Origin of the sequence: Mesorhizobium sp. B2-1-1 (genome assembly GCF_006442975.2) — a bacterium.
In the GTDB taxonomy this organism is placed as follows: domain Bacteria; phylum Pseudomonadota; class Alphaproteobacteria; order Rhizobiales; family Rhizobiaceae; genus Mesorhizobium.
In genome coordinates this window covers 2,046,705-2,067,672 of the sequence record NZ_CP083954.1, presented here as the reverse complement: position 1 = coordinate 2,067,672, position 20,968 = coordinate 2,046,705, and the positions used below count along the sequence as shown (strand labels likewise).

General features: G+C 62.6%; 22 protein-coding genes and 1 pseudogene. 16 read left to right on the top strand and 7 right to left on the bottom strand.

What is annotated here, in order from left to right; translation table 11 throughout:
* The first annotated feature begins 55 nt into the window (after positions 1–55).
* The 4 genes from FJ972_RS10090 to FJ972_RS10075 all read left to right on the top strand — a co-directional run bounded on the left by FJ972_RS10090 (position 56) and on the right by FJ972_RS10075 (position 2,648).
* Positions 56–847 (top strand): SDR family NAD(P)-dependent oxidoreductase, encoded by a 792-nt coding sequence (locus FJ972_RS10090; RefSeq protein WP_140524938.1) that lies wholly within the window; start codon positions 56–58, stop codon positions 845–847.
* A 63-nt stretch (positions 848–910) separates the two neighbouring features.
* Complete coding sequence (locus FJ972_RS10085) at positions 911–1,219, top strand: putative quinol monooxygenase (RefSeq protein WP_140496083.1); 309 nt, start codon at positions 911–913, stop codon at positions 1,217–1,219.
* Between the two features lie 5 nt (positions 1,220–1,224).
* The gene (locus FJ972_RS10080; RefSeq protein ID WP_140524939.1) at positions 1,225–1,482 is read left to right on the top strand and encodes a type II toxin-antitoxin system Phd/YefM family antitoxin; all 258 of its coding nucleotides are present in this window, start codon (positions 1,225–1,227) and stop codon (positions 1,480–1,482) included.
* A gap of 62 nt (positions 1,483–1,544) precedes the next feature.
* Positions 1,545–2,648, top strand: a complete 1,104-nt coding sequence (locus FJ972_RS10075; protein WP_140524940.1) for an AbrB family transcriptional regulator — start codon at positions 1,545–1,547, stop codon at positions 2,646–2,648.
* 40 nt (positions 2,649–2,688) lie between these two features.
* Here the strand turns inward: FJ972_RS10075 and FJ972_RS10070 are convergent, their stop codons facing one another.
* Positions 2,689–3,117, bottom strand: coding sequence for a siderophore-interacting protein (locus FJ972_RS10070; RefSeq protein ID WP_226880599.1), 429 nt, complete (start codon positions 3,115–3,117; stop codon positions 2,689–2,691).
* Between the two features lie 42 nt (positions 3,118–3,159).
* Positions 3,160–3,407, bottom strand: a pseudogene (locus tag FJ972_RS30115) (siderophore-interacting protein); the annotation flags it as partial.
* Between the two features lie 898 nt (positions 3,408–4,305).
* Between FJ972_RS30115 and leuA the strand changes: the two are divergent.
* The 4 genes from leuA (at position 4,306) to FJ972_RS10045 (ending at position 9,861) form a co-directional block, all read left to right on the top strand.
* Positions 4,306–6,042, top strand: coding sequence for a 2-isopropylmalate synthase (leuA, locus tag FJ972_RS10060; RefSeq protein ID WP_140496087.1), 1,737 nt, complete (start codon positions 4,306–4,308; stop codon positions 6,040–6,042).
* Positions 6,043–6,224: 182 nt separating this feature from the next.
* Complete coding sequence (locus FJ972_RS10055) at positions 6,225–8,000, top strand: tetratricopeptide repeat protein (RefSeq protein WP_140524941.1); 1,776 nt, start codon at positions 6,225–6,227, stop codon at positions 7,998–8,000.
* Positions 8,001–8,329: 329 nt separating this feature from the next.
* Entirely contained in the window at positions 8,330–9,133 is an 804-nt protein-coding gene (locus FJ972_RS10050; protein WP_140518309.1) for an alpha/beta fold hydrolase, read from the top strand.
* 110 nt (positions 9,134–9,243) lie between these two features.
* Positions 9,244–9,861: a hypothetical protein gene (locus tag FJ972_RS10045; protein ID WP_140496090.1), complete on the top strand. Its 618-nt coding sequence runs from the start codon at positions 9,244–9,246 to the stop codon at positions 9,859–9,861.
* On the opposite strand, the gene FJ972_RS10040 is transcribed toward FJ972_RS10045, so the two are convergent.
* Positions 9,845–10,768 carry a metallophosphoesterase family protein gene (locus tag FJ972_RS10040; protein ID WP_140524942.1) on the bottom strand — a complete coding sequence of 308 codons (924 nt, stop codon included), beginning with the start codon at positions 10,766–10,768 and terminating at the stop codon, positions 9,845–9,847. The genes FJ972_RS10045 and FJ972_RS10040 overlap by 17 nt on opposite strands.
* Before the next feature lie 53 nt (positions 10,769–10,821).
* On the opposite strand from FJ972_RS10040, the gene FJ972_RS10035 reads away from it, so the two are divergent.
* Complete coding sequence (locus FJ972_RS10035; protein WP_140496092.1) at positions 10,822–11,319, top strand: NUDIX domain-containing protein; 498 nt, start codon at positions 10,822–10,824, stop codon at positions 11,317–11,319.
* 1 nt (position 11,320) lies between these two features.
* Here FJ972_RS10035 and FJ972_RS10030 read toward each other — a convergent pair whose 3' ends face one another.
* Positions 11,321–12,313, bottom strand: coding sequence for a glutathione S-transferase family protein (locus tag FJ972_RS10030; protein ID WP_140524943.1), 993 nt, complete (start codon positions 12,311–12,313; stop codon positions 11,321–11,323).
* A 287-nt stretch (positions 12,314–12,600) separates the two neighbouring features.
* On the opposite strand from FJ972_RS10030, the gene FJ972_RS10025 reads away from it, so the two are divergent.
* The 5 genes from FJ972_RS10025 (at position 12,601) to FJ972_RS10005 (ending at position 16,249) form a co-directional block, all read left to right on the top strand.
* A complete protein-coding gene (locus tag FJ972_RS10025) occupies positions 12,601–13,137 on the top strand; it encodes a GNAT family N-acetyltransferase (protein ID WP_140496094.1) in 537 nt (178 codons plus the stop codon).
* 59 nt (positions 13,138–13,196) lie between these two features.
* The gene (locus tag FJ972_RS10020; RefSeq protein WP_140524944.1) at positions 13,197–13,958 is read left to right on the top strand and encodes a 3-hydroxyacyl-CoA dehydrogenase; all 762 of its coding nucleotides are present in this window, start codon (positions 13,197–13,199) and stop codon (positions 13,956–13,958) included.
* Positions 13,959–14,025: 67 nt separating this feature from the next.
* Positions 14,026–14,805, top strand: coding sequence for a HugZ family protein (locus FJ972_RS10015; protein ID WP_140496096.1), 780 nt, complete (start codon positions 14,026–14,028; stop codon positions 14,803–14,805).
* 156 nt (positions 14,806–14,961) lie between these two features.
* Positions 14,962–15,306: an ArsR/SmtB family transcription factor gene (locus FJ972_RS10010; RefSeq protein ID WP_140496438.1), complete on the top strand. Its 345-nt coding sequence runs from the start codon at positions 14,962–14,964 to the stop codon at positions 15,304–15,306.
* A 139-nt stretch (positions 15,307–15,445) separates the two neighbouring features.
* Positions 15,446–16,249 carry a TrmH family RNA methyltransferase gene (locus FJ972_RS10005; RefSeq protein ID WP_140524945.1) on the top strand — a complete coding sequence of 268 codons (804 nt, stop codon included), beginning with the start codon at positions 15,446–15,448 and terminating at the stop codon, positions 16,247–16,249.
* A 2-nt stretch (positions 16,250–16,251) separates the two neighbouring features.
* Here FJ972_RS10005 and FJ972_RS10000 read toward each other — a convergent pair whose 3' ends face one another.
* Together FJ972_RS10000 and FJ972_RS09995 are read right to left on the bottom strand one after the other, a co-directional pair.
* Positions 16,252–17,400 (bottom strand): hypothetical protein, encoded by a 1,149-nt coding sequence (locus tag FJ972_RS10000; protein ID WP_140524946.1) that lies wholly within the window; start codon positions 17,398–17,400, stop codon positions 16,252–16,254.
* Between the two features lie 187 nt (positions 17,401–17,587).
* Positions 17,588–18,124: a DUF1134 domain-containing protein gene (locus FJ972_RS09995; RefSeq protein ID WP_226880597.1), complete on the bottom strand. Its 537-nt coding sequence runs from the start codon at positions 18,122–18,124 to the stop codon at positions 17,588–17,590.
* A 387-nt stretch (positions 18,125–18,511) separates the two neighbouring features.
* Between FJ972_RS09995 and chpT the strand changes: the two genes are divergently transcribed.
* Together chpT and FJ972_RS09985 are read left to right on the top strand one after the other, a co-directional pair.
* Positions 18,512–19,141, top strand: a complete 630-nt coding sequence (gene chpT / locus FJ972_RS09990; protein WP_140496099.1) for a histidine phosphotransferase ChpT — start codon at positions 18,512–18,514, stop codon at positions 19,139–19,141.
* Positions 19,142–19,382: 241 nt separating this feature from the next.
* Complete coding sequence (locus tag FJ972_RS09985; RefSeq protein WP_140496100.1) at positions 19,383–19,751, top strand: response regulator; 369 nt, start codon at positions 19,383–19,385, stop codon at positions 19,749–19,751.
* Between the two features lie 90 nt (positions 19,752–19,841).
* Here the strand turns inward: FJ972_RS09985 and ctrA are convergent, their stop codons facing one another.
* The gene (gene ctrA / locus FJ972_RS09980) at positions 19,842–20,537 is read right to left on the bottom strand and encodes a response regulator transcription factor CtrA (RefSeq protein WP_006203583.1); all 696 of its coding nucleotides are present in this window, start codon (positions 20,535–20,537) and stop codon (positions 19,842–19,844) included.
* Positions 20,538–20,968 lie beyond the last annotated feature (431 nt).

Here is a 20,968-nt window from a genome sequence, read left to right as displayed (position 1 = left end):
TGAATGCAAGGGTAGCAAGACCAGCTAAGAACCGCGAAATCCCGGAGAAACGACAGTGCCAGCGACAACCACTCCCCTCGGGCTTGTCATTCCCGATCTCGCCGGCAAGGCGGTGCTGGTCACCGGCGCCTCGACCGGCATCGGCGCGGCGCTCGCCTTGGCTTATGCGGCGCAGAAATGTCTGGTCGCACTGCACTACAATTCCAGCCGTGACGCCGCCGAGAAACTTGGCAAGGCCATTCGCGACAATGGCGGCGAGGTGCTTCTCGTCCAGGGCGATTTTTCCCTGGCCGCCGACGTCGAACGCGTCGTCGAGGACAGCGCGCAGCATTTCGGCCGCCTCGACGGGCTGGTCAACAATGCCGGCGGGATGCTCGGCCGCGTGCCCTACGCCGAGCAGACAGAGGCGCATTACGACGCGGTGATGGATCTCAACGCGCGTTCGGTGCCGACCGCCTCGCGCAAGGCGATGCCGTGGTTGAAGAGACAAGGCGGCTTCATCGTCAACACCTCCTCGATCGCCGCCCGCAACGGCGCCGGCGGTGGCGCCGGGCTTTACGGCTCGGCCAAGGCTTTCGTCTCCAACGTCACGCGCGGCATGGCCAAGGAACTGATCGGCTTCGGCATTCGCGTCAACGCGGTGGCACCCGGCACCATTCTCACGCCGTTCCACGAACGCTACTCGACCGAAGAGCAGATCAGGGGCATGGTTGCCACCATTCCGCAGGGGCGCGCCGGCACGGCTGAAGATTGCGTCGGTGCTTATCTGTTCCTCTCCTCCGATCTGTTGAGCGGCTACATCACCGGCCAGGTGATCGAGGTGAATGGTGGCCAGTTGATGCCTTGAGCCGCGACCTGCATACTGACGAACGGTATACTCTTGTCGAAAACGCTGAAGGGAGACGAAGGGATGTACGGTCTGATCGGCAAGATGCGGGCGGCCCGCGGCCAGCGCGACGCTGTCATGGACGTCCTGCGCGCCAGCACCGGCGCCCTGCCCGGCTGCCTGAGCTATATCGTTGCCACCGACCCGGCCGATGCCGATGCCATCTGGGTCACAGAAGTGTGGACTGACCAGGCAAGCCACAAAGCCTCGCTGCAGCTTCCCGAAGTCCAGGCGGCCATCGCCAAAGCGAGGCCCTTCATCGCCGGCTTCGAGTTCCAGGTGGAAACCAACCCCGTCGGCGGCTTTGGATTGGCTGACGACAAGACGGGCTGATCCGGGTGGACGACTCGACGCAGATAGTAAACATTAGCGATGCGAAGGCCAATCTTTCACGTCTCGTTCAGCGAGCCGCCAACGGCGAACCTTTCATGATCGCCAAGGCTGGCAAGTCATTGGTCAAGGTCATTCCTATGGATCAATCGGTGCCGGTACAATCGCGACGGGTTGGCTTTATGGCTGGTCAGTTTTCGGTGTCCGACCGTTTCGATCGCATGAGCGGTGGAGAAATCGAGCAACTGTTCGGCACAGACATCTGAGGCGACCGCTTTTCGATGCAGCGGGGGTTCGCATCCCTTACCGCTCAGTCTAAGACCAGAACATGGATTCCTCGCCCAAGCAGCCGTCTCCTGGCCAGCCGGCCGTCGAGCGCATGGCGCGCATGCGCAAGCCTTGGCAATGGCTGGCCCTCCTCGTCATTTCCGTGCTGTTTGCCGGTGCGCTCGAACTGGCCGCGCTGCCGGCGGCGCTGCTCATCGGGCCGATGCTGGCGGCCATCGTCGCCGGCACCAACGGCGCTACCGTGCGCGTGCCGCGGCTTCTGTTCGGCTCCGCCCAGGCGATCGTCGGCTGCCTCATCGCCGCTTCGATCTCGGCCGACATTTTTCGCGTCTTCTATGCCGAATGGCCGCTGTTCCTCGGCGCAGTGACAGCCACCGTCGCGGCGTCCAGCCTGCTCGGCTGGCTGATCAGCCGGTGGCGCATCCTGCCCGGCACGACCGCCGTCTGGGGATCCTCCCCAGGCGCGGCCACCGCAATGGTGCTGATGGCCGGCGCCTTCGGCGCCGACCAGCGCCTCGTCGCCTTCATGCAGTATCTGCGTGTCATCTTCGTCTCGATGACGGCGGCCATTGTCGCCAAGATGTGGGTCGACACGTCAGGCGTCGAAATCCCGCCGATTATCTGGTTTCCGCCGATCGATGCCCAAGCCTTAGCAGCAACCATTGGCATCGCGCTGGTCGGCGGGCTGGCGGGAAGGCTTTGCCGGTTGCCTTCGCCCTCCTTTCTGGGCACCTTCATCTTCGGCGCGGTGATCCACCTTGGCCTCGGCGTGCCGATGCAATTGCCGCCTTGGCTGCTGGCTGTCAGTTACGCCATGGTCGGATGGTCGATCGGGCTGAACTTCACAAGGCCGATCCTGCGCCATGCGACACGTGCCCTGCCGCAGATCGTCGCTTCGATCGTGGCTCTGATCGCCTTTTGCGGCGGCCTCGCCTTCATGATCAGCCATCTGCTCGACATCGATCCGCTGACCGCCTATCTCGCGACCAGCCCCGGCGGCATGGACAGCGTCGCCATCATCGCCGCCGCCGCCCAGAACGTCGACATCTCCTTCATCATGGCGCTCCAGTCGGCGCGTTTCCTGATCGTGCTGCTTGTCGGCCCGAGCATCGCGCGGCTGGTAGCGCGCGCGGTGAAGGAATAGGCTGCTCCGCCCCGGCTGCCGGCATACTTATGGATCGATCCTAATCCTCGTCGTCGCCCTCGGCCTGCGCGTCGCGACGCCAATAGGCCGTTACCAGGTGCCGGTCGCGGCCCAGGCCCCACTCCTTGCGCACGATCTTGCGGATCTCGCGGAAGTCCGTGAACTCGCATCCGGCCCAGACGTAGAGGTTATCGGCAAGCGCCATGTGGCTGCGCTCGCGCAGGGCGGCCGCCAGCAGGCCGGCGGTGCCGGCCGCGCGGTCGTGCCGGTAAAGCCAGGTGATTTCGATGTTGTCGCCTTGCGCCAGCGCGATGCGGTCGTCCGGGCCATCGACCTCGATGAGCGCCTCGACGCGGGTTGACGGCCGCAGTTCCCCCAGAATCCGGCCAATTGCCGGCAGCGCTGTGTCGTCGCCGACCAGCAGCAGGGTCGGCGCCGTCGGCGTCTCGCCGCCGCTTGGCCCGATCATGCCGATGACGTCTCCCGCCACCGCGTTCTGCGCGAATGTGGCGGCGGGCGTGTCATGGCCGGGGTGCAGCACGAAATCGACATCGAGCCAACCGCTTGTCGGATCCACCGCCCGGATCGTGTAGATGCGGACGGTGAGCGCATCCTCACCGGCAGGCCACACAAGCAGGCCGTCGGCGCCTATCGAGGCCAAACGGGCGGCCTGCCCCGCGGCGGCAGCAGCAGCCGGATGTGCAGGCCGCCATGGGTAAACCGGCCAAGATCATCGCCTGCAAAGCGCAGGCGCTGCATGTGCGGAGAAATCCGCTTTGACGACACCACCGTGATTTCGCGGAAGAAGATCGGGGTGCCGGTGTCGCTGCCGTCGCCTTGCCAGCGCAGTCCGCTCGTCGTTCCGAGATGCTGCGCGACGTGGCCGGCGACCGTCATCTTCATGTAGGACAGGCAGGTTTCGTCTACGGCCGAGACGCGGATCAGCATGGAGTCGCCCTCGAGTGCCGCGCTCAGCGAACCGTAGTACAGGCGAAGTTCCCATCGATCGGCAACACCGGTCTCGACCTCGAATTCGCTGTGCTCGGTGCGCAGCCGGTCCATCACCGACCTGATCGCCGCATCGCTGATCCGGGTTTGCGCTCGCAGTTGGTCCATCGTTCGCGTCTTTCGAAACGGTTTGAAGCAATCGGCCGCAGGAGGGCCGCGCCGGCAGCGGCATGCCATAGACGTTCCGAAGTTTCCACAGAAACTTGAATACATAAGTCATCTTATATATTGAACCGCTACGTCCCGTTGGCGGCCAGGTCCGGCCTCGGCCTGTTGGAAGGGCACGCACGTCGGCGACGACGTCAGACGGAACGTGGCCCGGCACGCGCCCGGCTGTCGGCATGGCTTTCGGTACGGCTTGCCTCCGGCTGGCCGCTCCTGTATGAAAGCCGCCATGAACACGCGCGCCACCACCGCTTCCCGTCAGACCGGCTTTGCCGGCGAGACCGTGCGCGCGCTTGCCTCGACGCTGCTTCTTCTCGGCCTTATCGGCGATCGCCGGGTTCGCTGAAGGAGCGCCCGGCGGTCGAGCCGCCGCGCAAGCGCATGCTCCTTGGCAGTCACATCAAGCGAACGAAAAACTGGTAAAGGCGCCACTCGCCACCCATCCGCCTGAAGGCGGATTCGAGGGTCGCCGGGAGAAACGACGATGAACGCACGAGAAGAAATCCGCGTAAGCGAGGCCCCGGCGGGCCAGCAGAACGGCGGCATGCCGGACGCCGCCCGCAAGTACCAACCCTACCCAATCGTCGGCCTCACCGACCGGACCTGGCCCTCGAAAGTGATCGACAAGGCGCCAATCTGGTGCTCGGTCGACCTGCGCGACGGCAACCAGGCGCTGATCGACCCGATGGGCCACGAACGCAAGGCGCGCATGTTCGCGCTGCTGCTCGACATGGGTTTCAAGGAGATCGAGATCGGTTTTCCTTCGGCCTCGCAGACCGATTTCGACTTCGCCCGCTGGTGCATCGAAGAGGGCAGCGTACCGGCCGACGTTTCGCTGCAGGTGCTGGTGCAGTGCCGGCCCGAACTGATCACCCGCACCTTCGAAGCGCTCAGGGGCGCCACCAACCCGATCGTGCATTTCTACAATTCGACCAGCGAGTTGCAGCGCCGCGTCGTCTTCGAGAAGGACGTCGCCGGCATCAAGCGCATCGCCACCGATGCCGCCAAGATGATCACCGACATGGCAGCGGGTGCCGGCGGCGGCTACCGTTTCGAATACTCGCCCGAAAGCTTCACCGGCACCGAGCTCGAGGTGGCGCTGGAGATCTGCAACGCGGTCACCGAGATCGTGAAGCCGACGCCTGACAACAAGCTCATCATCAACCTGCCGTCGACCGTCGAGATGTCGACGCCCAATATCTATGCCGACCGCATCGAGTGGATGTGCCGCAATCTCGACAGGCGCGAGAACCTGATCATTTCGCTGCACCCGCATAATGACCGTGGCACCGGCATCGCCACCACCGAGCTCGGCCTGATGGCCGGCGCCGATCGCGTCGAAGGCACGCTGTTCGGCAATGGCGAGCGCACCGGCAATGTCGACATCGTCACGCTGGCGCTCAACATGTACACGCAAGGCGTCGATCCGAAGCTGGACTGCTCCGACATCAACCGGATGAAGGATGTCTACGAATATTCGAACCAGCTGAAGATTCCCGAGCGCCATCCCTATGTGGGCGAACTCGTCTACACCGCCTTTTCCGGCTCGCACCAGGATGCCATCAACAAGGGTATGAAGGCGCTGAAGAAGGCCAACACGCCAGTGTGGGAGGTTCCCTACCTGCCGATCGACCCGGCCGACGTCGGCCGCAGCTACGAAGCCATCATCCGCATCAACTCGCAGTCCGGCAAGGGCGGCATCGCCTATGTGCTGCAGGCGGATTACGGGCTCAACCTGCCGCGCAACCTGCAGATCGAGTTTAGCCAGGCAATCCAGGCGATCACCGATGCCGAAGGCAAGGAAGTGCCGGCCAGGCGCATCTATGAGCGCTTCCTCGATACCTATGTCGACCAGCCGGGCGCCAGGCTGAAATTCCTCGATCACCACACCTATCCGGACACCGAGGTAAAGGGCCGGCGCGTTGTCGAGGCCGTCATTCTCGACGACGGCAAGGAGATGACGATATCAGGCACAGGCACAGGCCCGATCGACGGCTTCGTCGATGCGCTGTCGCGTCATGTCGGCGTCGATATGTCGGTGCTCGACTATTCCGAGCACTCGATGCAGCGCGGTTCGAACGCCTCGGCCATTTCCTATGTCGAGATGGAATATCCTGACGGCAAGCTGTTCGGCGCAGGCATCAACACCAACATCGTCGCTGCCTCGCTGGAGGCCGTGGTGTCCGCCGCCAACCGGATTATCGGCAAAAGAGCCGGTTGATACAGGCCTGGAACGACTTCGGGACCATCGTCGTTTAGCGATTGGTCCCGACTTTTGTGTCATTAACCACCGGGAAATTATCCGGTGTGGTACGTGATCGCATAATACGTGTATGCTTGTACGGTGGTGCGGTAACGATATGATCGCGCCTCAACCTGTGCCGACTTCGAGAGGATCGACACTTGCAGCATGCCACGCCTGCCGCCCCCGCAGTGCGCGAGACACTGGAGCGACTGCTTGCCAGCGAAACGTTCGGGAGATCCGAGCGCGCGCGCAAATTGCTTCGCTATCTCGTCGAGCGCGAGCAGGCCGGGGAAGCCGACAGGCTCAAGGGCTTTTCCATCGCCATGGATGTTTTCGGCAAGGACGGCGATTTCGATCCGTCCACCGATGCCGTCGTGCGGGTGCAGGCGGGCCGCCTGCGCGAACTGCTGCAACATTATTTCGCCAATGAAGGCATTGCCGAGCCGGTCCGCATAGCCATTCCGCGCGGCGGTTACGTCCCGGCCTACGAACTCAATGCCATCCGCCTGCCGCAAGCAGCGGAAGCCGCCAGTCACGCAGAGCCGACAGCCAGCCTGCCCGAACAGTCCGGTGCCGCCGATGATGCCGCACCCATGGCGGCCTTGCTCGGCCAGGTTCCTGCGGCGGGCCTCTCGGTGACGCGCCATCTCAGGTTCTTCTGGATCGCGATCGCCGTGGTTATCGCCATGTTGGGCGTTCTGATCCTGCGCCAGGGCGGCGGTGCCTTGCTGGCGGGAGGCGACATCCCGGCAACGTTCGAGACCGCCGGCGAAACCGGCAGCATCACGCCGTCGCCCATGGTCGAAGCGCTGCCGCTCGTCTACATCGCCCTCAGGGCCAACACTCCCAATGCCAGTCGCGTCGCCGCATCGCTGCGTGCCGGCCTGAGCGGCTTTGACACGATCGACTTCATCGGTCGCAACACCGTCAACAAAGCCGATCCGGTCGCCGATGCGACGAGTTTCATTTTCGATATCCTGCCTGGACCAGACGCGGGCGACGTTACCATCGAACTGCAAAGCTTGGCGTCCGGACGGGTGCTGTTGTCGCGCAACCTGACCGCCGCCGACAGCGCACCAACCGTAGTCGAGGATCGCATATCCGGCATTCTCAGTGCGGCACTTCCCGCTTCTGGCACCATCTACAATTACATCGAGCAGTCCGGCGCGGAGACCGGCCTGACGCAGTGCCTGCTGCTCAACGACAAATACTATCTCGACCAGAACGCCAGGACTCACGAGACCGCCTATCGTTGCCTCGAAGCCCTTGCCAACAGTGGCGCGAAATCGTCACTGGTTTATTCGGAACTCGCCTCATTGCATTTGGAGGCCGTGACCGACCACTACGCCTACCCGCCGGACGCAACGATCGAGAAGGCGATGACGTTTGCCCATCGCGCCGTGCAGATGGGGCCGACCAGCCCGTACGCACATCGCTCCTACGGCTACATCAATTCGCGCCTCGGCAATGCCGACGAGGCCCTGCGATGGATGCGCAAGGCCCATGATCTTAACCCCTACGATCTCGCCATGGCCGCCGCCTATGGCTACGGGCTGGTTTTCGCCGGCCGGTACGCCGAAGGAACACCTCTTCTGGCGCATGCCGTGGATGCCTCGAGCGGCCACCCGACCTGGTGGGACTTTGGGCTTTTCGCCGGAGAATTAATGCTGGGCGATACCAGCAAGGCAGCGATAGCCAGCAGCGCTCTGAGAACCACTGCGGCGAAATCGCACTATCTCGCCGCCCGTCTGATCGGCGCCAAGATCGCCGGTCGGGACAACCAGGCACGCAGGCTGCTTGATGAGTTGATAACCGAATTTCCGAAATTCGCCGCCAATCCGCGCGCAACCTTCATCGACAGAAAATATCCCGCCGATCTGACCGAGCGGCTGGTCGACGCCTTGCGTGCCGCCGGGCTCTTCAACGCGAGCTAGATGTGAGCCATTCCAGGGCAGCTGGTGCCGGGTTCCCTTCCGGAGTTGCGTGAAAATGAGGACTTCAAGCGGACAGCGAGTCCATCGAATAATGAAAGGCCCAAAAGCGTTTCGCGTCGAAACGGATTCATGCGATACGCCTTAGGTCTTTTTGCTCGTGCGTGTCGTTCGCCCAAATCGAGGTCGCTTTTGGGAGCGGCATCCACCAGCAGCCGGCTCGCTGTTCGGCCAATCGCCTAATCGCGAAAATTTTACTGGCGAATGCTCTGGACTAGGAGCAATTCAGCCACATTTCCATCGCGCCTTCTCGAATAAAGCCTCAATCTTTCATGACTTCATCACTTTATGCCGACGAACGGGGTGTGGGTTCGAAGACCATCGTCCTGCTGCATGGTTTTGGCGGCAGCCACGATGTCTGGCGCGAGGTGATCTCCTTGCTGCCGCCTTCCGTACGCACATTGGCCTATGATCTGCCGGGACACGGCCTGTCGCTCGACTTTCCGTCGGCCGGACCGGCCAAGGTCGCGGCAAACGCCATCCTTGCCGACCTCTCCGCACGCGCGATCAAGCGCGTCCACCTCGTCGGCCATTCGATGGGCGGCGCGGTTGCAGCGCTGATGGCGTTGGCGGAGCCGGCAAAAGTCGCCTCGCTGACACTCCTGGCGCCGGGCGGTTTTGGCCCCGAAATCAATGGACCGTTGTTGCGCCGCTTTGCCCGCGCGCAGGACCTGGCCGAAGTCCAGGCCTGCCTCGCCGAAATGTCCGGCCCTCGAGCCGCGCCCTCGCGTCGCATGGCCGAATTGCTGTGCGAAATGCGCGGCCGCCCCGGACAAACCGAAAAGCTCGTCGAGATCGCGGCCGCCATGACCAGGAGCGATCGACAGGGCGTCATCCCGCGCGAGCGGCTCGATGCGCTGAACATGCCGGTGATGGTGGCGTGGGGATCGGATGACGCCGTTCTACCCTTTACCCAAGTGGATGACCCACCGGAGCGCTTCCATGTGCACCATGTGCTGGAGGCCGGCCATATGCTGGCCGAGGAAGCGCCCGACCTGATCGCCGAGATCATTCGCCGCAACAGCAATCGCCGCGTCGGGCCGCAACGGGTGAAACTGTCCGCCGCGGCCAGCTGACTTCTTCCGTCTGCGCCGCCAACGGCGACCCTTGATGCATTGATCTCGCCAGTGCATTTTGCCGGCGGCTGTGTTAACTCCATGTTAACCAAACCCGCGAGGCCACGCCCATGAAGGATGCAGGCGAAAAGATCATCGACCCGTCGAGAAAATTGTCCGATGCCATTCGCGATGTAAAGAATGCCTTTGCCGATCGCGACGACGTCGTCGTCGACATGCGCGAGGCGCATCGCATGCGGCTCGACCTTCTTGCCACCGAACTCGCGCCCGTTTTTGCCGACGTTCCCGCCGACATGGACAGTTTCGACTTCGTCGTCTCGTCCGGTCTGCAGCCGCGCCTGTGGATCGACGCCGTCAGCCATGTCGCCATGGGGCGCGACCGCCGCACCTACCGTTTCCTGAAGGACACCCGCATCGGCCGTGTGGTGCTGGCCGAATCGAGCGAGATGAAGCCGGTTGCCGATTCCGTGACGCGCTATGTCGCCGAGCGGATCGTCGAACGTCAGAGAATGATGGAGGGTGGCGTCGAGGCTGCCGTTCCCGGGATGAAGCGGCACGTGGTGCCGGAAGCCGAGCCGCCTTTGCGATCGCCACCGCGCAGCAAGGGCTGGTCGGCCGTCCTGTCCGGCCTTGGCCTGATCGCCGCAGGCGCGCTGGTGGGACTGGCGGTTTCGATCGTGCTGTTCTGGGACCGTATCGTGGCGCTGGGGCTCAGCTTGCGGCCATAGCCGGTTGCGCCCCGAGCTCGAGCGTCTGCAGATCCGAAGGTGGTATCGCCGGCCCCGTCAAGCCGCGCCGCGTCAGGCGGATGCGCCAATCGCCTTTTTCACCGTCTATGTCGAACAGATTGTACTGCGCCGCCGGAGGCTTGCCGCCGGGAGCCTGGCCGGCCGCGGCGACGCCAACCACCGGGACCTTGGAGTCGCGCGGGCCGATCTGAAACAGCGACGGCAGATGTGAATGGCCATGCAGGACGAGCTCGGCACCGTGCCGGCGAATGATTTTGTGGAAGCGGGCGATGCCGAACAGCCGCTTGTGCTGCGGGACGGCGCCCCGCACCGGCGGATGATGGATCATGATCGCACGGAACAATCCTTGCTTCGCCGTCGCATCGAGTATTTTGCGCAGCCGCTCGGCCTGGCCTTCCATGAAGAAGCCGTTGGCCATGAAGGGTGCCGTGGCACGCGCCGTGGTGATGCCGATCAACGCGACATTGCCGCGCACGCGCAGATAGGGAAACGAATTGCGATCGACCGGACTGTTGACGCCGTCGCCCGTCATCCATGCCGCCCAGGACCGGCACACCTTGTCGAAGGCGCCAGGCACATAGGCGTCATGATTTCCCGGCACCACCGACACGTCATGCGGCGAGCCGAGCGTCTCCAGCCAGTGCTTGGCCATCTCGATCTCGCCATCGAGCGCCAGGTTGACGAGATCCCCGGTAACCGCGAGGTGATCGGGCGCGCTGGCCTTGATATCGGCCACGATGGTGTCGATCACCGCATCGTGCATGTGCCGGCGGCGGTTGCGCTGCCAGTTGACGTAGCCCAGCACCCGCTTGGAGGCGAGATCGCGATAGGTTACTTCAGGGAGTGGCCCCAAATGGATATCGGAAATATGTGCGAGCCTGAACATTTCTCTTTCATAGGCGACGCGCACGCGGCTTTCCACCCACGGTTTCGCGACTGATGACGACCGATCCCGAGAGCACTTTGCGCCAGACCGGCTGGCCGGGGCTGCGAGCCAGGCTGTTCCATCTCTACTTTGTGCTGCGGCGGCCAATGACGCTTGGCGTGCGCGGGCTCATCCACGAAACGGCATCCAACTCCCTCTTCCTCATCCGCCACACCTATGTGCCGGGCTGGCAGCTTCCCGGTGGCGGAGTCGAGATCGGCGAGACGATGGCCGAAGCGCTGGCGCGCGAACTGGCGGAAGAGGGCAATATCACGCTGACCGCTCCGCCGGTGCTGCGCTCGATGCATTTCAACCGCCGCGCCAGCCGCCGCGACCATGTCGGCCTGTACCTGATCGAAAAATTCAGCCAGACAGCCCCGAAACTGCCGGACCGCGAGATCGCCGAGGCCGGTTTCTTTCCGCTCGACCGTTTGCCCCAGGGCACGACGCCGGCAACGCTGCGGCGCATCGCCGAGGTTTTTGGCGGGAAGCCGCCATCACCCTATTGGTAGTTCAGGCAGCCGCCTTGGCGAACCGTGCCCTGTCATGCCCCGCGCCGTAGTTAATTTCCGGCCCCACAGGCACTATACGCGTCGGGTTGATCATTTCGTGGCTGCCGTAATAGTGCGACTTGATATGATGGAGGTTCACCGTGCCGGCTACGCCGGGCACCTGGTAAAGATCGCGCAGATAGTTCGACAGGTTGGGATAGTCGGCGATGCGGCGCCGATTGCATTTGAAATGGCCGACATAGACCGGGTCGAAGCGCACCAGCGTGGTGAACAGCCGCCAGTCGGCTTCGGTGATCCGCTCGCCGACGAGATAGCGCTGATTCGACAGCCGATGCTCCAGCGTGTCGAGCGCGGCGAACAACTCCCCGAACGCTTGCTCGTAGGCGGCCTGCGTGGTGGCGAAGCCAGCGCGATAGACGCCGTTGTTGATGGCGGGATAGACCAGCGCATTGACCGCGTCGATCTCGCCGCGTAGCGCCTGCGGATAGAAGTCGAGGTTGGCGTCACCCCAAGCGTCGAAAACTGAATTCAGCATCCGGATGATTTCGGAGGATTCGTTGGAGACGATGGTCTCATCCCTTTTATCCCACAGCACCGGCACCGTGACCCGGCCGGAATAGTTAGGGTCGGCCCTGGTGTAGATCTGGTGCAGGAAGTCCAGGCTATAGAGCGTGTCACCTGTGGCTCCGTCCTGCGCCAGGAACGTCCAGCCATCGGCGCCCATGAAATGATGGACGACCGACACGGAGATGATGCCTTCAAGCTTCTTCAGCGCCCGGAAGATCAGCGTTCGGTGCGCCCAGGGACAGGCAAGCGAGACATAGAGGTGATAGCGACCGGGCTCCGCCTTGAAGCCGCGGCCGCGGCCTTCGGCAGGCGCCCCGTCACGAGTGATCCAGTCGCGCCATTGCGACTGCGCCCGCACGAATTTGCCGCCGCTGCCTTTGGTGTCGTACCAGCGGTCCTGCCATTTGCCTTCGACCAGCAATCCCATCGCTTGTCCTTTCCTGTCTAGGACATCATGTAGGGCTCCAAGTCGTTGCATGGAATCGCCGGGCGCTGAACAGATCGTCAAGCACGTCGCGGCGCCCGTTGCTCTCTACCTGCAAAACCGCCGATTGCAGCGGCGGGAAATTGATGCTAGCGGACACTCCGCATGTTCGATTTTGCTTTGATCCGGTTCGACCGACGACGAAAGGGCGCCCACGCTTGATAAAGCGCTGATTGGCGAATGCTGCCGTTTGCAGCAAACCTTTCCTCCTGTACCGGAACGCAAAGACCATGAGCCTTGCCGACGTAGAATACCTGCCGGAAACTCCGGCGCACGACCCTCAGATCGAAGCCATCAATGACGAAGCCTTCGGGCCCGGCCGTTTTGTGCTGGCCGCCTACAAGATCCGCGAGGCCGGCGGGCATGAACGCGCGCTGTCCTTCGTCGCCATGGACGGCGATCTCGTGGTCGCATCAGTTCGCATGACCCGCATCGCCGCAGGCGCCGGACGCGCGCTGATGCTCGGGCCGCTGGCGGTGCGGCCGGCCTTCAAGAATCTCGGCATCGGCCGCCGGCTGGTGGCGATCGCGCTGGAAGCGGCCGCCAAGGCCCGAGCGCCCGCCGTCATGCTGGTCGGCGACGAGCCCTATTATGGACCGCTCGGCTTCAAGCGTATCCCGCGCGGCCAGATATCGATGCCACGCCCCGTCGATCTCGACAGGCTGCTGTCGCACGAGATCATGCCGGGCGCGGTTGCAAGGCTCACGGGCGAGGTCTGCCATGCCGACCAGGCCAGGGTCGCCGAGCACTTTGCCGCGATGGCTTGACCATTCGCGCCGATTGCGCGCCTGATCCACGCCTGACTCTCATGTGAAAGGATGACGCCATGAATCCAAACGGCGAGGTCGCGGTTGTTACCGGCGGCGGCTCCGGCCTTGGCGAGGCGACGGCGCGCGCGCTGGCCGCCAGGGGCGCCCGCGTCGCCATCTTGGATGTCGGCGTCGATCGGGCGGCCAAGGTGGCGGCCGAGATCGGCGGCATCGCCGTCCAATGCGATGTCGGCAGCGCCGACAGCGGTGTTGCCGCGCTTGCCGAGGTCGCGGCCAAGCTGGGCGAACCGCGCATCCTGGTCAATTGCGCCGGCATTGCCATCGGCGTGAAGACGATCGGCAAGGATGGTCCCCATCCGCTCGATCAGTACCGCAAAGTGATCGAAGTCAATCTGATCGGCACTTTCAACATGATCCGCCTCGTCGCCGACCGCGCCGCAAAGCTCGACCCGCTGCAGGGCGGCGAGCGCGGCGTCGTCGTCAACACCGCATCCGTCGCCGCCTATGACGGCCAGATCGGCCAGGCCGCGTATTCGGCATCAAAGGGCGGGGTCGTCGGCATGACGCTGCCGGTGGCGCGCGATCTTGCCCGTTCCGGCATCCGGGTCTGCACCATCGCACCCGGCATATTCAAGACGCCGATGATGGCCGGCATGCCGCAGGAGGTGCAGGATTCGCTGGGCGCCGCGGTGCCCTTCCCCTCGCGCCTCGGCGAGCCGTCGGAATATGCGGCCCTTGCCTTGCACATCATCGAGAATCAGATGCTCAACGGCGAGACCATTCGTCTCGATGGCGCCATTCGCATGGCTCCGAAGTAGCACTTGCCAGCCTGGCGCCATCGTCTGATAAGTGGAATAGTCAAATCAACTTAGCGGGGCGAGCATTTTGGCCGATCGAACGAAGGACGTGATCCGCGAGACCGACGCCGAGGCGGTCCGGCAGGCCAAGACACTCATGCGCCGCACCCGCTTCGGCGCCTTGGCGGTGTTGGAGCCGCAAACGGGTTCGCCGCTGGCGAGTCGGGTCGGCGTCGCCACCGACGTCGACGGCACGCCGCTGATCCTGGTGTCGCAGCTTTCGGCCCATACGCCCGCCATACTTGCGGACCCGCGCTGTTCGCTGCTGCTCGGCGAGCCGGGCAAGGGCGACCCGCTCGCGCATCCCCGGTTGACGCTGATCTGCCGGGCAGCGCGGATCGAGCGCGGATCGGACGCGCATGCACGCGCCGAACGCCGCTATCTCAACCACAATCCGAAGGCCAGCCTCTATGCCGGCCTCGGCGACTTTTCGATCTTTCGTCTCGAACCGCAGCGCGCCAGCCTGAACGGCGGCTTCGGCAAGGCCTACCTGCTTGATCGCACCGATCTCATCACCGACGGGCCGATCGTCGAGGAACTGGCAGCCAGCGAGCAATCCGCGATCGACCACATGAATGCGGACCATCTCGACGCCGTCGCCCTCTACGCGCATCATTTTGCCCGGGCATCCGGCGACGGCTGGGTCATCGCCGGATTCGATGCCGACGGCATGGATCTGGCCTCTGGCGACGATGCCGGCAGGGTCTTCTTTCCGCAGCCCTTGGTCACAGCGCATGAGTTGAGGCACGTCTTGGTCGACATGGCCAAGAGCGGCCGGGCGGCAACGTCGCCAAATAACCGCACTTAAATTACGTTTGATCAAAAGCAACGCTTGAGATTTGAATGAAATGTTCTACCCTTTGGCTGTGGCGCTGACTCGTTGGCGACCATTCACAACTGAGTTTATGGATTCAGGCACCATTGCCCCCATGGTGCCTCGATGAGCAAAGAGCATGGGGGATCGATGATCTCGACAAAGCTAATCGCCAACGCCGGATCGGCGGCCGAATTTCTGATGCTGATGGGCAATGAAAAACGGCTTTTGATCATGAGTTATCTGATCGACGGTGAAATGTCGGTCGGAGCCATCGCCGAGAAGGTGATGCTCAGCCAGTCCGCCCTGTCGCAGCATTTGGCAAAGTTGCGGGCGCTGGACCTTGTGGACACCCGCCGCGACCGCCAGATGATTTACTACTCCTGCAAATCCGACGCCGTGCGCGAACTGCTTGCCACGCTCGACGGCATTTTCGGCAGCGGCAAGGATGATCTGTCCCAGATGGCACAAAGGCTGCGCCGCGCCGGAACTTGAACGGCTGGTCGCGTAAACGTTTACGCCACCAGCGGCCTTCCGCAATGTGCGTCCATCCTGGGCGCGCAAAATACACTTTGACACTGCCTCCGTGCATCGTGTTCTTGGCAACCGATTCCGATTGTCAGCCGAGGCTCAGATGATCCTTGTCCACATCGACGATCCGCGGGATCCGCGCGTCGCCGCCTATCTCGACATCCGCGAGCGTGACCTCGCCGGCCGACAGGGCCGCTTCATTGCCGAGGGCAAGGTCGTGCTCGACATGCTACTGTCGGCCGCTCGCTTCCGTGCCGAATCGGCGCTGGTTCTGGAGAACCGCTTGGCCGGCCTCGAAGAAATCCTGCACAAGGCATCTCCTGACCTGCCGGTCTATGTCGCCGCCGGGGCTGTGATGGATGCCATTGCCGGGTTTCACATGCATCGCGGCATTCTTGCCATTGGTCGCAAGGAGACGCCCCAGCTGGCCGAGGCCCTGCTGGACGGCTTGCCTGCCCGAGCATTGATCGTGGTGCTCGTCGGCATCGCCAACCATGACAACATGGGCTCGATTTTCCGCAACGCCGCCGCGTTCGGCGCCAACGCGATCCTTTTGGATGCGACCTGCTGCGATCCGCTCTATCGCAAGGCGATCCGCGTTTCGGTCGGCGCGGCCTTGAAGGTCCCGTTTGCCTCGTTCAGCGACACCGCGCGGTTCGCCGCGACGCTCGACCGGCGTGGCTTTACCCAATTTGCGCTGTCGCCGCGCGGGACATCAGACATACGCGATGCAAAACCGGCCGAACGCCTGGCACTCTACCTCGGGACTGAGGGCCAAGGCCTGCCCGAAAGCCTGCTCGCCCGTCTCAATACTGTTCGGATCAACATGTCGGAAGGCTTCGACAGCCTGAACGTCGCGGCGGCATCCGCCATCGCCCTGCATCATTTCTGCGCTGGCGGTGCCTGAATTCAATCTGCCGCAGCCGGCTTCTGTAATGCCCGCACGCGGTCGGCAAGGCTGCGGCCGCCGCTGTTCGGACGCGCATCCTGCTGCGCCTCCAGCGCCTTGGCGATCGGCGACCCCGGCCCTTCGAGCTTGGCTGTCAAGTTGACGACTTCCGCCGCCAGGTCATTCATCTGTTCGCGCAACATGGAACTTGCGTGGCGTGTATCGCCCTGTGGGCCGGCGGCCTCGGCGGCGGACAGATCCGCCTTCAGCCGCTTGTTCTCGCGTACCAGTGCCGTCAGTCTGGCCTCCAGCCGCTCACGGTCGGCATCGAGCCTGGCGATCGCCTTTTCGACGTCGTCGCGCCTGTCCGCCTGTACCTGCCCGCTGATCAACCGCAAGGCCGACGCGCCGTCCTCGGCCTTCGCTTTTTCGCGCTGCCGCGCCAGATCTTTCTCGCGGCGTTCGAGCTTCTCCTCTCGGTCGGCAAGCGCGGCGAGCAACCGTTCGACTTTCTTGTCCAGTTCGGCGGTTTTTTTCCTCTCGGCCTTCAGCGCCTCACGCGCGGCCTTGCTTTCGGCCGCGATCTCCTGGTTGCGCCTGTCCGCCTCCTTGCGCTGGCCGCGCAGCAGCGCGATATCGCTGGCGAGCTTCTGCAACTCGGATTCGCGCGCCACAAGTTCGATCTGGCGGCTGCTGGAGGAGAAGCTGGCGTCGTCATACATGCGTTCCAGCTTCTCAAGCTCAAGCGCGCGCTTCTCCAGTTTGCGTTCGGTCTCCTTGAGCCGCTCGGACAGCCGGTGCAGTTCATCCTCGCGCTGGTGCAGCGCCGCGTTCTTGGCAGCCAGTTCATCGAGCACCTGGTTCTTGTCCATGCGCTCCATCGCCAGCCCCTTCAGGGCCTCGCGGCCGCGATTGATCTCGATGAGCTGCTCGGTCGACTTCTCGCGCAGCGCCTTGACGTTCATCTCGAGGCGGCGCGTCGCCATGGCGAACTCCGCCCGGATCCGGTCCTTGTCGGCCCCAATTTCGGCTTGCGTCAGCGGGATCGAGGCTTCGATGCGTTTGCGCGTCAGAGCGACCGCCCGTCGCCAGATGGCCGGAGCCACCATCAGCGCCAGAAAGCCGGCGCAGAGAAAGCCGAGAGCAAAGAACAGGACCGACTGAACCAAGTGACTATCCGTTATCGCGCGCCGACATGCAACAATACGAGGATCAAAAGCCGTCGCGAATTTTGACCATTACTCTGTTGGCATGACGGAAATCAGGCGCTGCGGCAAGGGCTCGCCGCGGCGCATATGGGTCATCGGATCTGGATTCTCATCGAAAGCGTATACACATTCCGGTTGTGACCTCGGGTCAGAACGGATTCCACGTCGCCCGGTCGGTAAGCTTCAGGTAGCCGAGATTGACGCCGAGCCGGGCGCCGACGCCGGTGCGGATCGGCACCAGCAGCACATTGTTGTTCTTCAGCACGTTGAATCCGACGCCCGCCACCACATAGGCCGAGCCGGCGACGCCGCCATAACGGTTGTAGAGATTGCCGACGTCATCGAGATTATAGACGAGCATCATCACCCGCGATCCCTCGCCGCCGAAATCCCAGCCGAGCGACGGGCCTTGCCAGAACACTTTATGGTCGCCGGCATTCTTGGTGTAGAGCGTGCCTTCGCCATAGGTCAGGCCGCCGATCAGCGCGCCGGATCCCTCCTCGCCAAGCAGATAGCCGTTGGGCAAGCCATAGGAAGCAAAAATCTTCTCCACGACTGTGGCAAGGCCGCCCGATGTCGCGCCGAAGAACTTGTGACCGGAATCGACAATCTCCTGAGCGGTGTACTCCTGGGCCCGCAGGGCCGATGTCGAGAAGACGAGAACGCCCAGGAGCGTGATCGCCATTGAGAGGACACGGAGAAAACTCCGGCCGTAGAATCGGGAAAACATGCTTCCAATCTCCGTCAGGGAGCACTTTCGCCGACGCCTCGCACCCGTACGGCTCTTTAGGCGGCCGTTAAGGATGGCTGTTAGGGGCAAACTATGCCGTAATCCTTTTTCAACCATTAAACTCGCACATGAAGATGGCGGTTCGAAGGCTGTTGGGGTCGTTCATACAGGCAAGCAGCCTGCGTGAACGCGCCATAGGCCCCAACGGCGATTTTGGGTTTGTTGCTGCACGCACGGGCGCTGTGTATTCAGAAAGCTCGGGAAGAGAGTGTGATTCGCGTGGGCAGGCGACGATCGATCGCGCGGCCATGATTTATGGGATTTTTGCAGGGATTTTCGCCGATGTCCGATCTTTTCACCCTTTCCGCCCCCGATCTGGCGGCACTTTTGTGCAGCCGGGTCTGCCACGACATCATCTCGCCTGTCGGCGCGATCAACAACGGGCTTGAACTGCTCGATGAAGGCGGCGCCGACGAGGACGCCATGAAGCTGATCCGCCAGAGCGCCCGCAACGCCTCGGCGCGCCTGCAGTTCGCCCGCATCGCCTTCGGCGCGGCGGGTTCCGCCGGCATGCAGATCGACACCGGCGATGCCGAAGCCGTCGCTATCGCCTTCCTCAAGAACGAGAAGCCGGAACTCACCTGGAATGGAAGCCGTGCACTGTTGCCCAAGAACAAGGTCAAGCTGCTGCTCAACCTGATCCTGGTCGCCAACGCTGCCATTCCACGTGGCGGCAAGCTTTCGGTGACGCTGGAGAATCTCGAGACCGAGCCTCGCTTCGCGCTTTCGGCGAGTGGCCCCATGTTGCGGGTGCCGCCGAAATTCCTCGAACTGCATTCCGGCCACAAGCCGGAGGAACCGATCGACGCGCATTCGGTGCAGCCTTACTATACGCTGCTTCTGGCGCGGGAGGCCAACATGACGATATCGATCCATGCAACCGCGGAAGAGATCGTGCTTTCCGCGGCCTGAGATCCGCGCAAACCAGCAGCAAAGTATTTCAGCGCTGTAATATTGGTTGAATGGACCTGTGGCGAAAGATGAACTTCGCCTGGCAGCGCCGGCCAAAGCATCTGCAAGGAAAAGCTTGCAAACTGGCATCTTTGCAAAAATTTTACCTAATGGCTTTCCGGCTTCTTTACCAGATCGGCCTATGCTGTGCGGCAGATACCCCGACGCGACCGGATTGCCACAAGGCAAAGAGGACCCGGAAATGAAACGCTGCATGTTCGTCGACGATTCTAGCGTCATCAGGAAAGTTGCGAAGCGCATCCTGGGCGGTTCCGACATGATGGTCATCGAAGCCGCCAGCGGGCTTGATGCGCTGGAGATGTGCGCCGCCGATATGCCTGATATCATCGTGGTCGACGGTGCACTGCCGGATGTACAGGCGGTCGACCTGATCCGGCGCGTGCGCGCCATGGAAAGCCCGACCAAGCCGCAGATCCTGATCTCGTTGGTCGAACTGGACATCGCCTCGATCATGCGAGCCAAGCGCGCCGGCGCCCAAGGCTATCTGTTGAAGCCGTTCAACCGCCCGCAGCTACTCGAGCGCTTTCGCACCCTGAAGATCGCTGCCTGATCCGTCGGATCGCGGTTACCACCGGTCTATGACGCAAAAACCCGGCTGACGCCGGGTTTTTGTTTGAAATTTCGATCGGGCGGCCGTCACTCAGGCGCTGACGCGGATGTCTTCCGGTTCGCGCAGCACATAGCCGCGGCCCCAGACCGTCTCGATGTAATTCTGGCCGCCGGACGCCGCATCGAGCTTCTTGCGCAGCTTGCAGATGAAGACGTCGATGATCTTGAGTTCCGGCTCGTCCATGCCGCCATAGAGGTGGTTGAGGAACATTTCCTTGGTGAGCGTGGTGCCCTTGCGCAGCGAGAGCAGCTCCAGCATCTGGTATTCCTTGCCGGTAAGGTGCACGCGCTGGCCGCCGACTTCGACGGTCTTGGCATCGAGATTGACCACCAGGTCGCCGGTGGTGATGACCGATTGGGCATGTCCCTTCGAACGGCGCACGATGGCATGGATGCGCGCCACCAGCTCGTCCTTGTGGAAAGGCTTGGTCATGTAATCGTCTGCGCCGAAGCCGAGGCCGCGCACCTTGTCCTCGATGCCGGCCATGCCGGAAAGGATGAGGATCGGCGTCTTCACCTTGGAGAGACGAAGCGTTCTCAAGACCTCATAGCCGGACATATCGGGTAGGTTGAGGTCGAGAAGGATGATGTCGTAGTCGTAGAGCTTGCCCAGATCGACACCCTCTTCGCCGAGGTCGGTCGTATAGACGTTGAAGCTTTCCGATTTCAGCATCAGCTCGATGCTTTGTGCGGTTGCACTGTCATCTTCTATCAGCAGAACACGCATTTCATTCCCCTTTTCTGCTGCCGGACCATCTTGCGACCCATCCGGGACCGGAGCAGTGATTGCCTGGTGCAGAGGCTGCCATGGAATGGTTAACAAAACCTAATTCCGCGTCGATGACGGTACCAGATTTTTTAACCACTTTCTACACCCTCTTGAATTTAATACCGAATCACAGGACCAAACCGCTAATGCAACACATTAAAAACCTGGACTAAGTGACTCCAGGGACTCATCGACATCGCTTCCATGTCGCCAGCCGGATTTTTACCCGGCCTTAAGTCCTGACCCGTATGATTAACAATGCCCGTAAACGAATGGTTACCGTCGGCAAAAAACTTTAGGGTTTTGTTTCCCATAGTGCGGGGAAAGCTGGTGGACACGGGCAGCGCTTGGGCCTTTCCAAGTGGTTTGGACGATATGTGCAGGTGTGC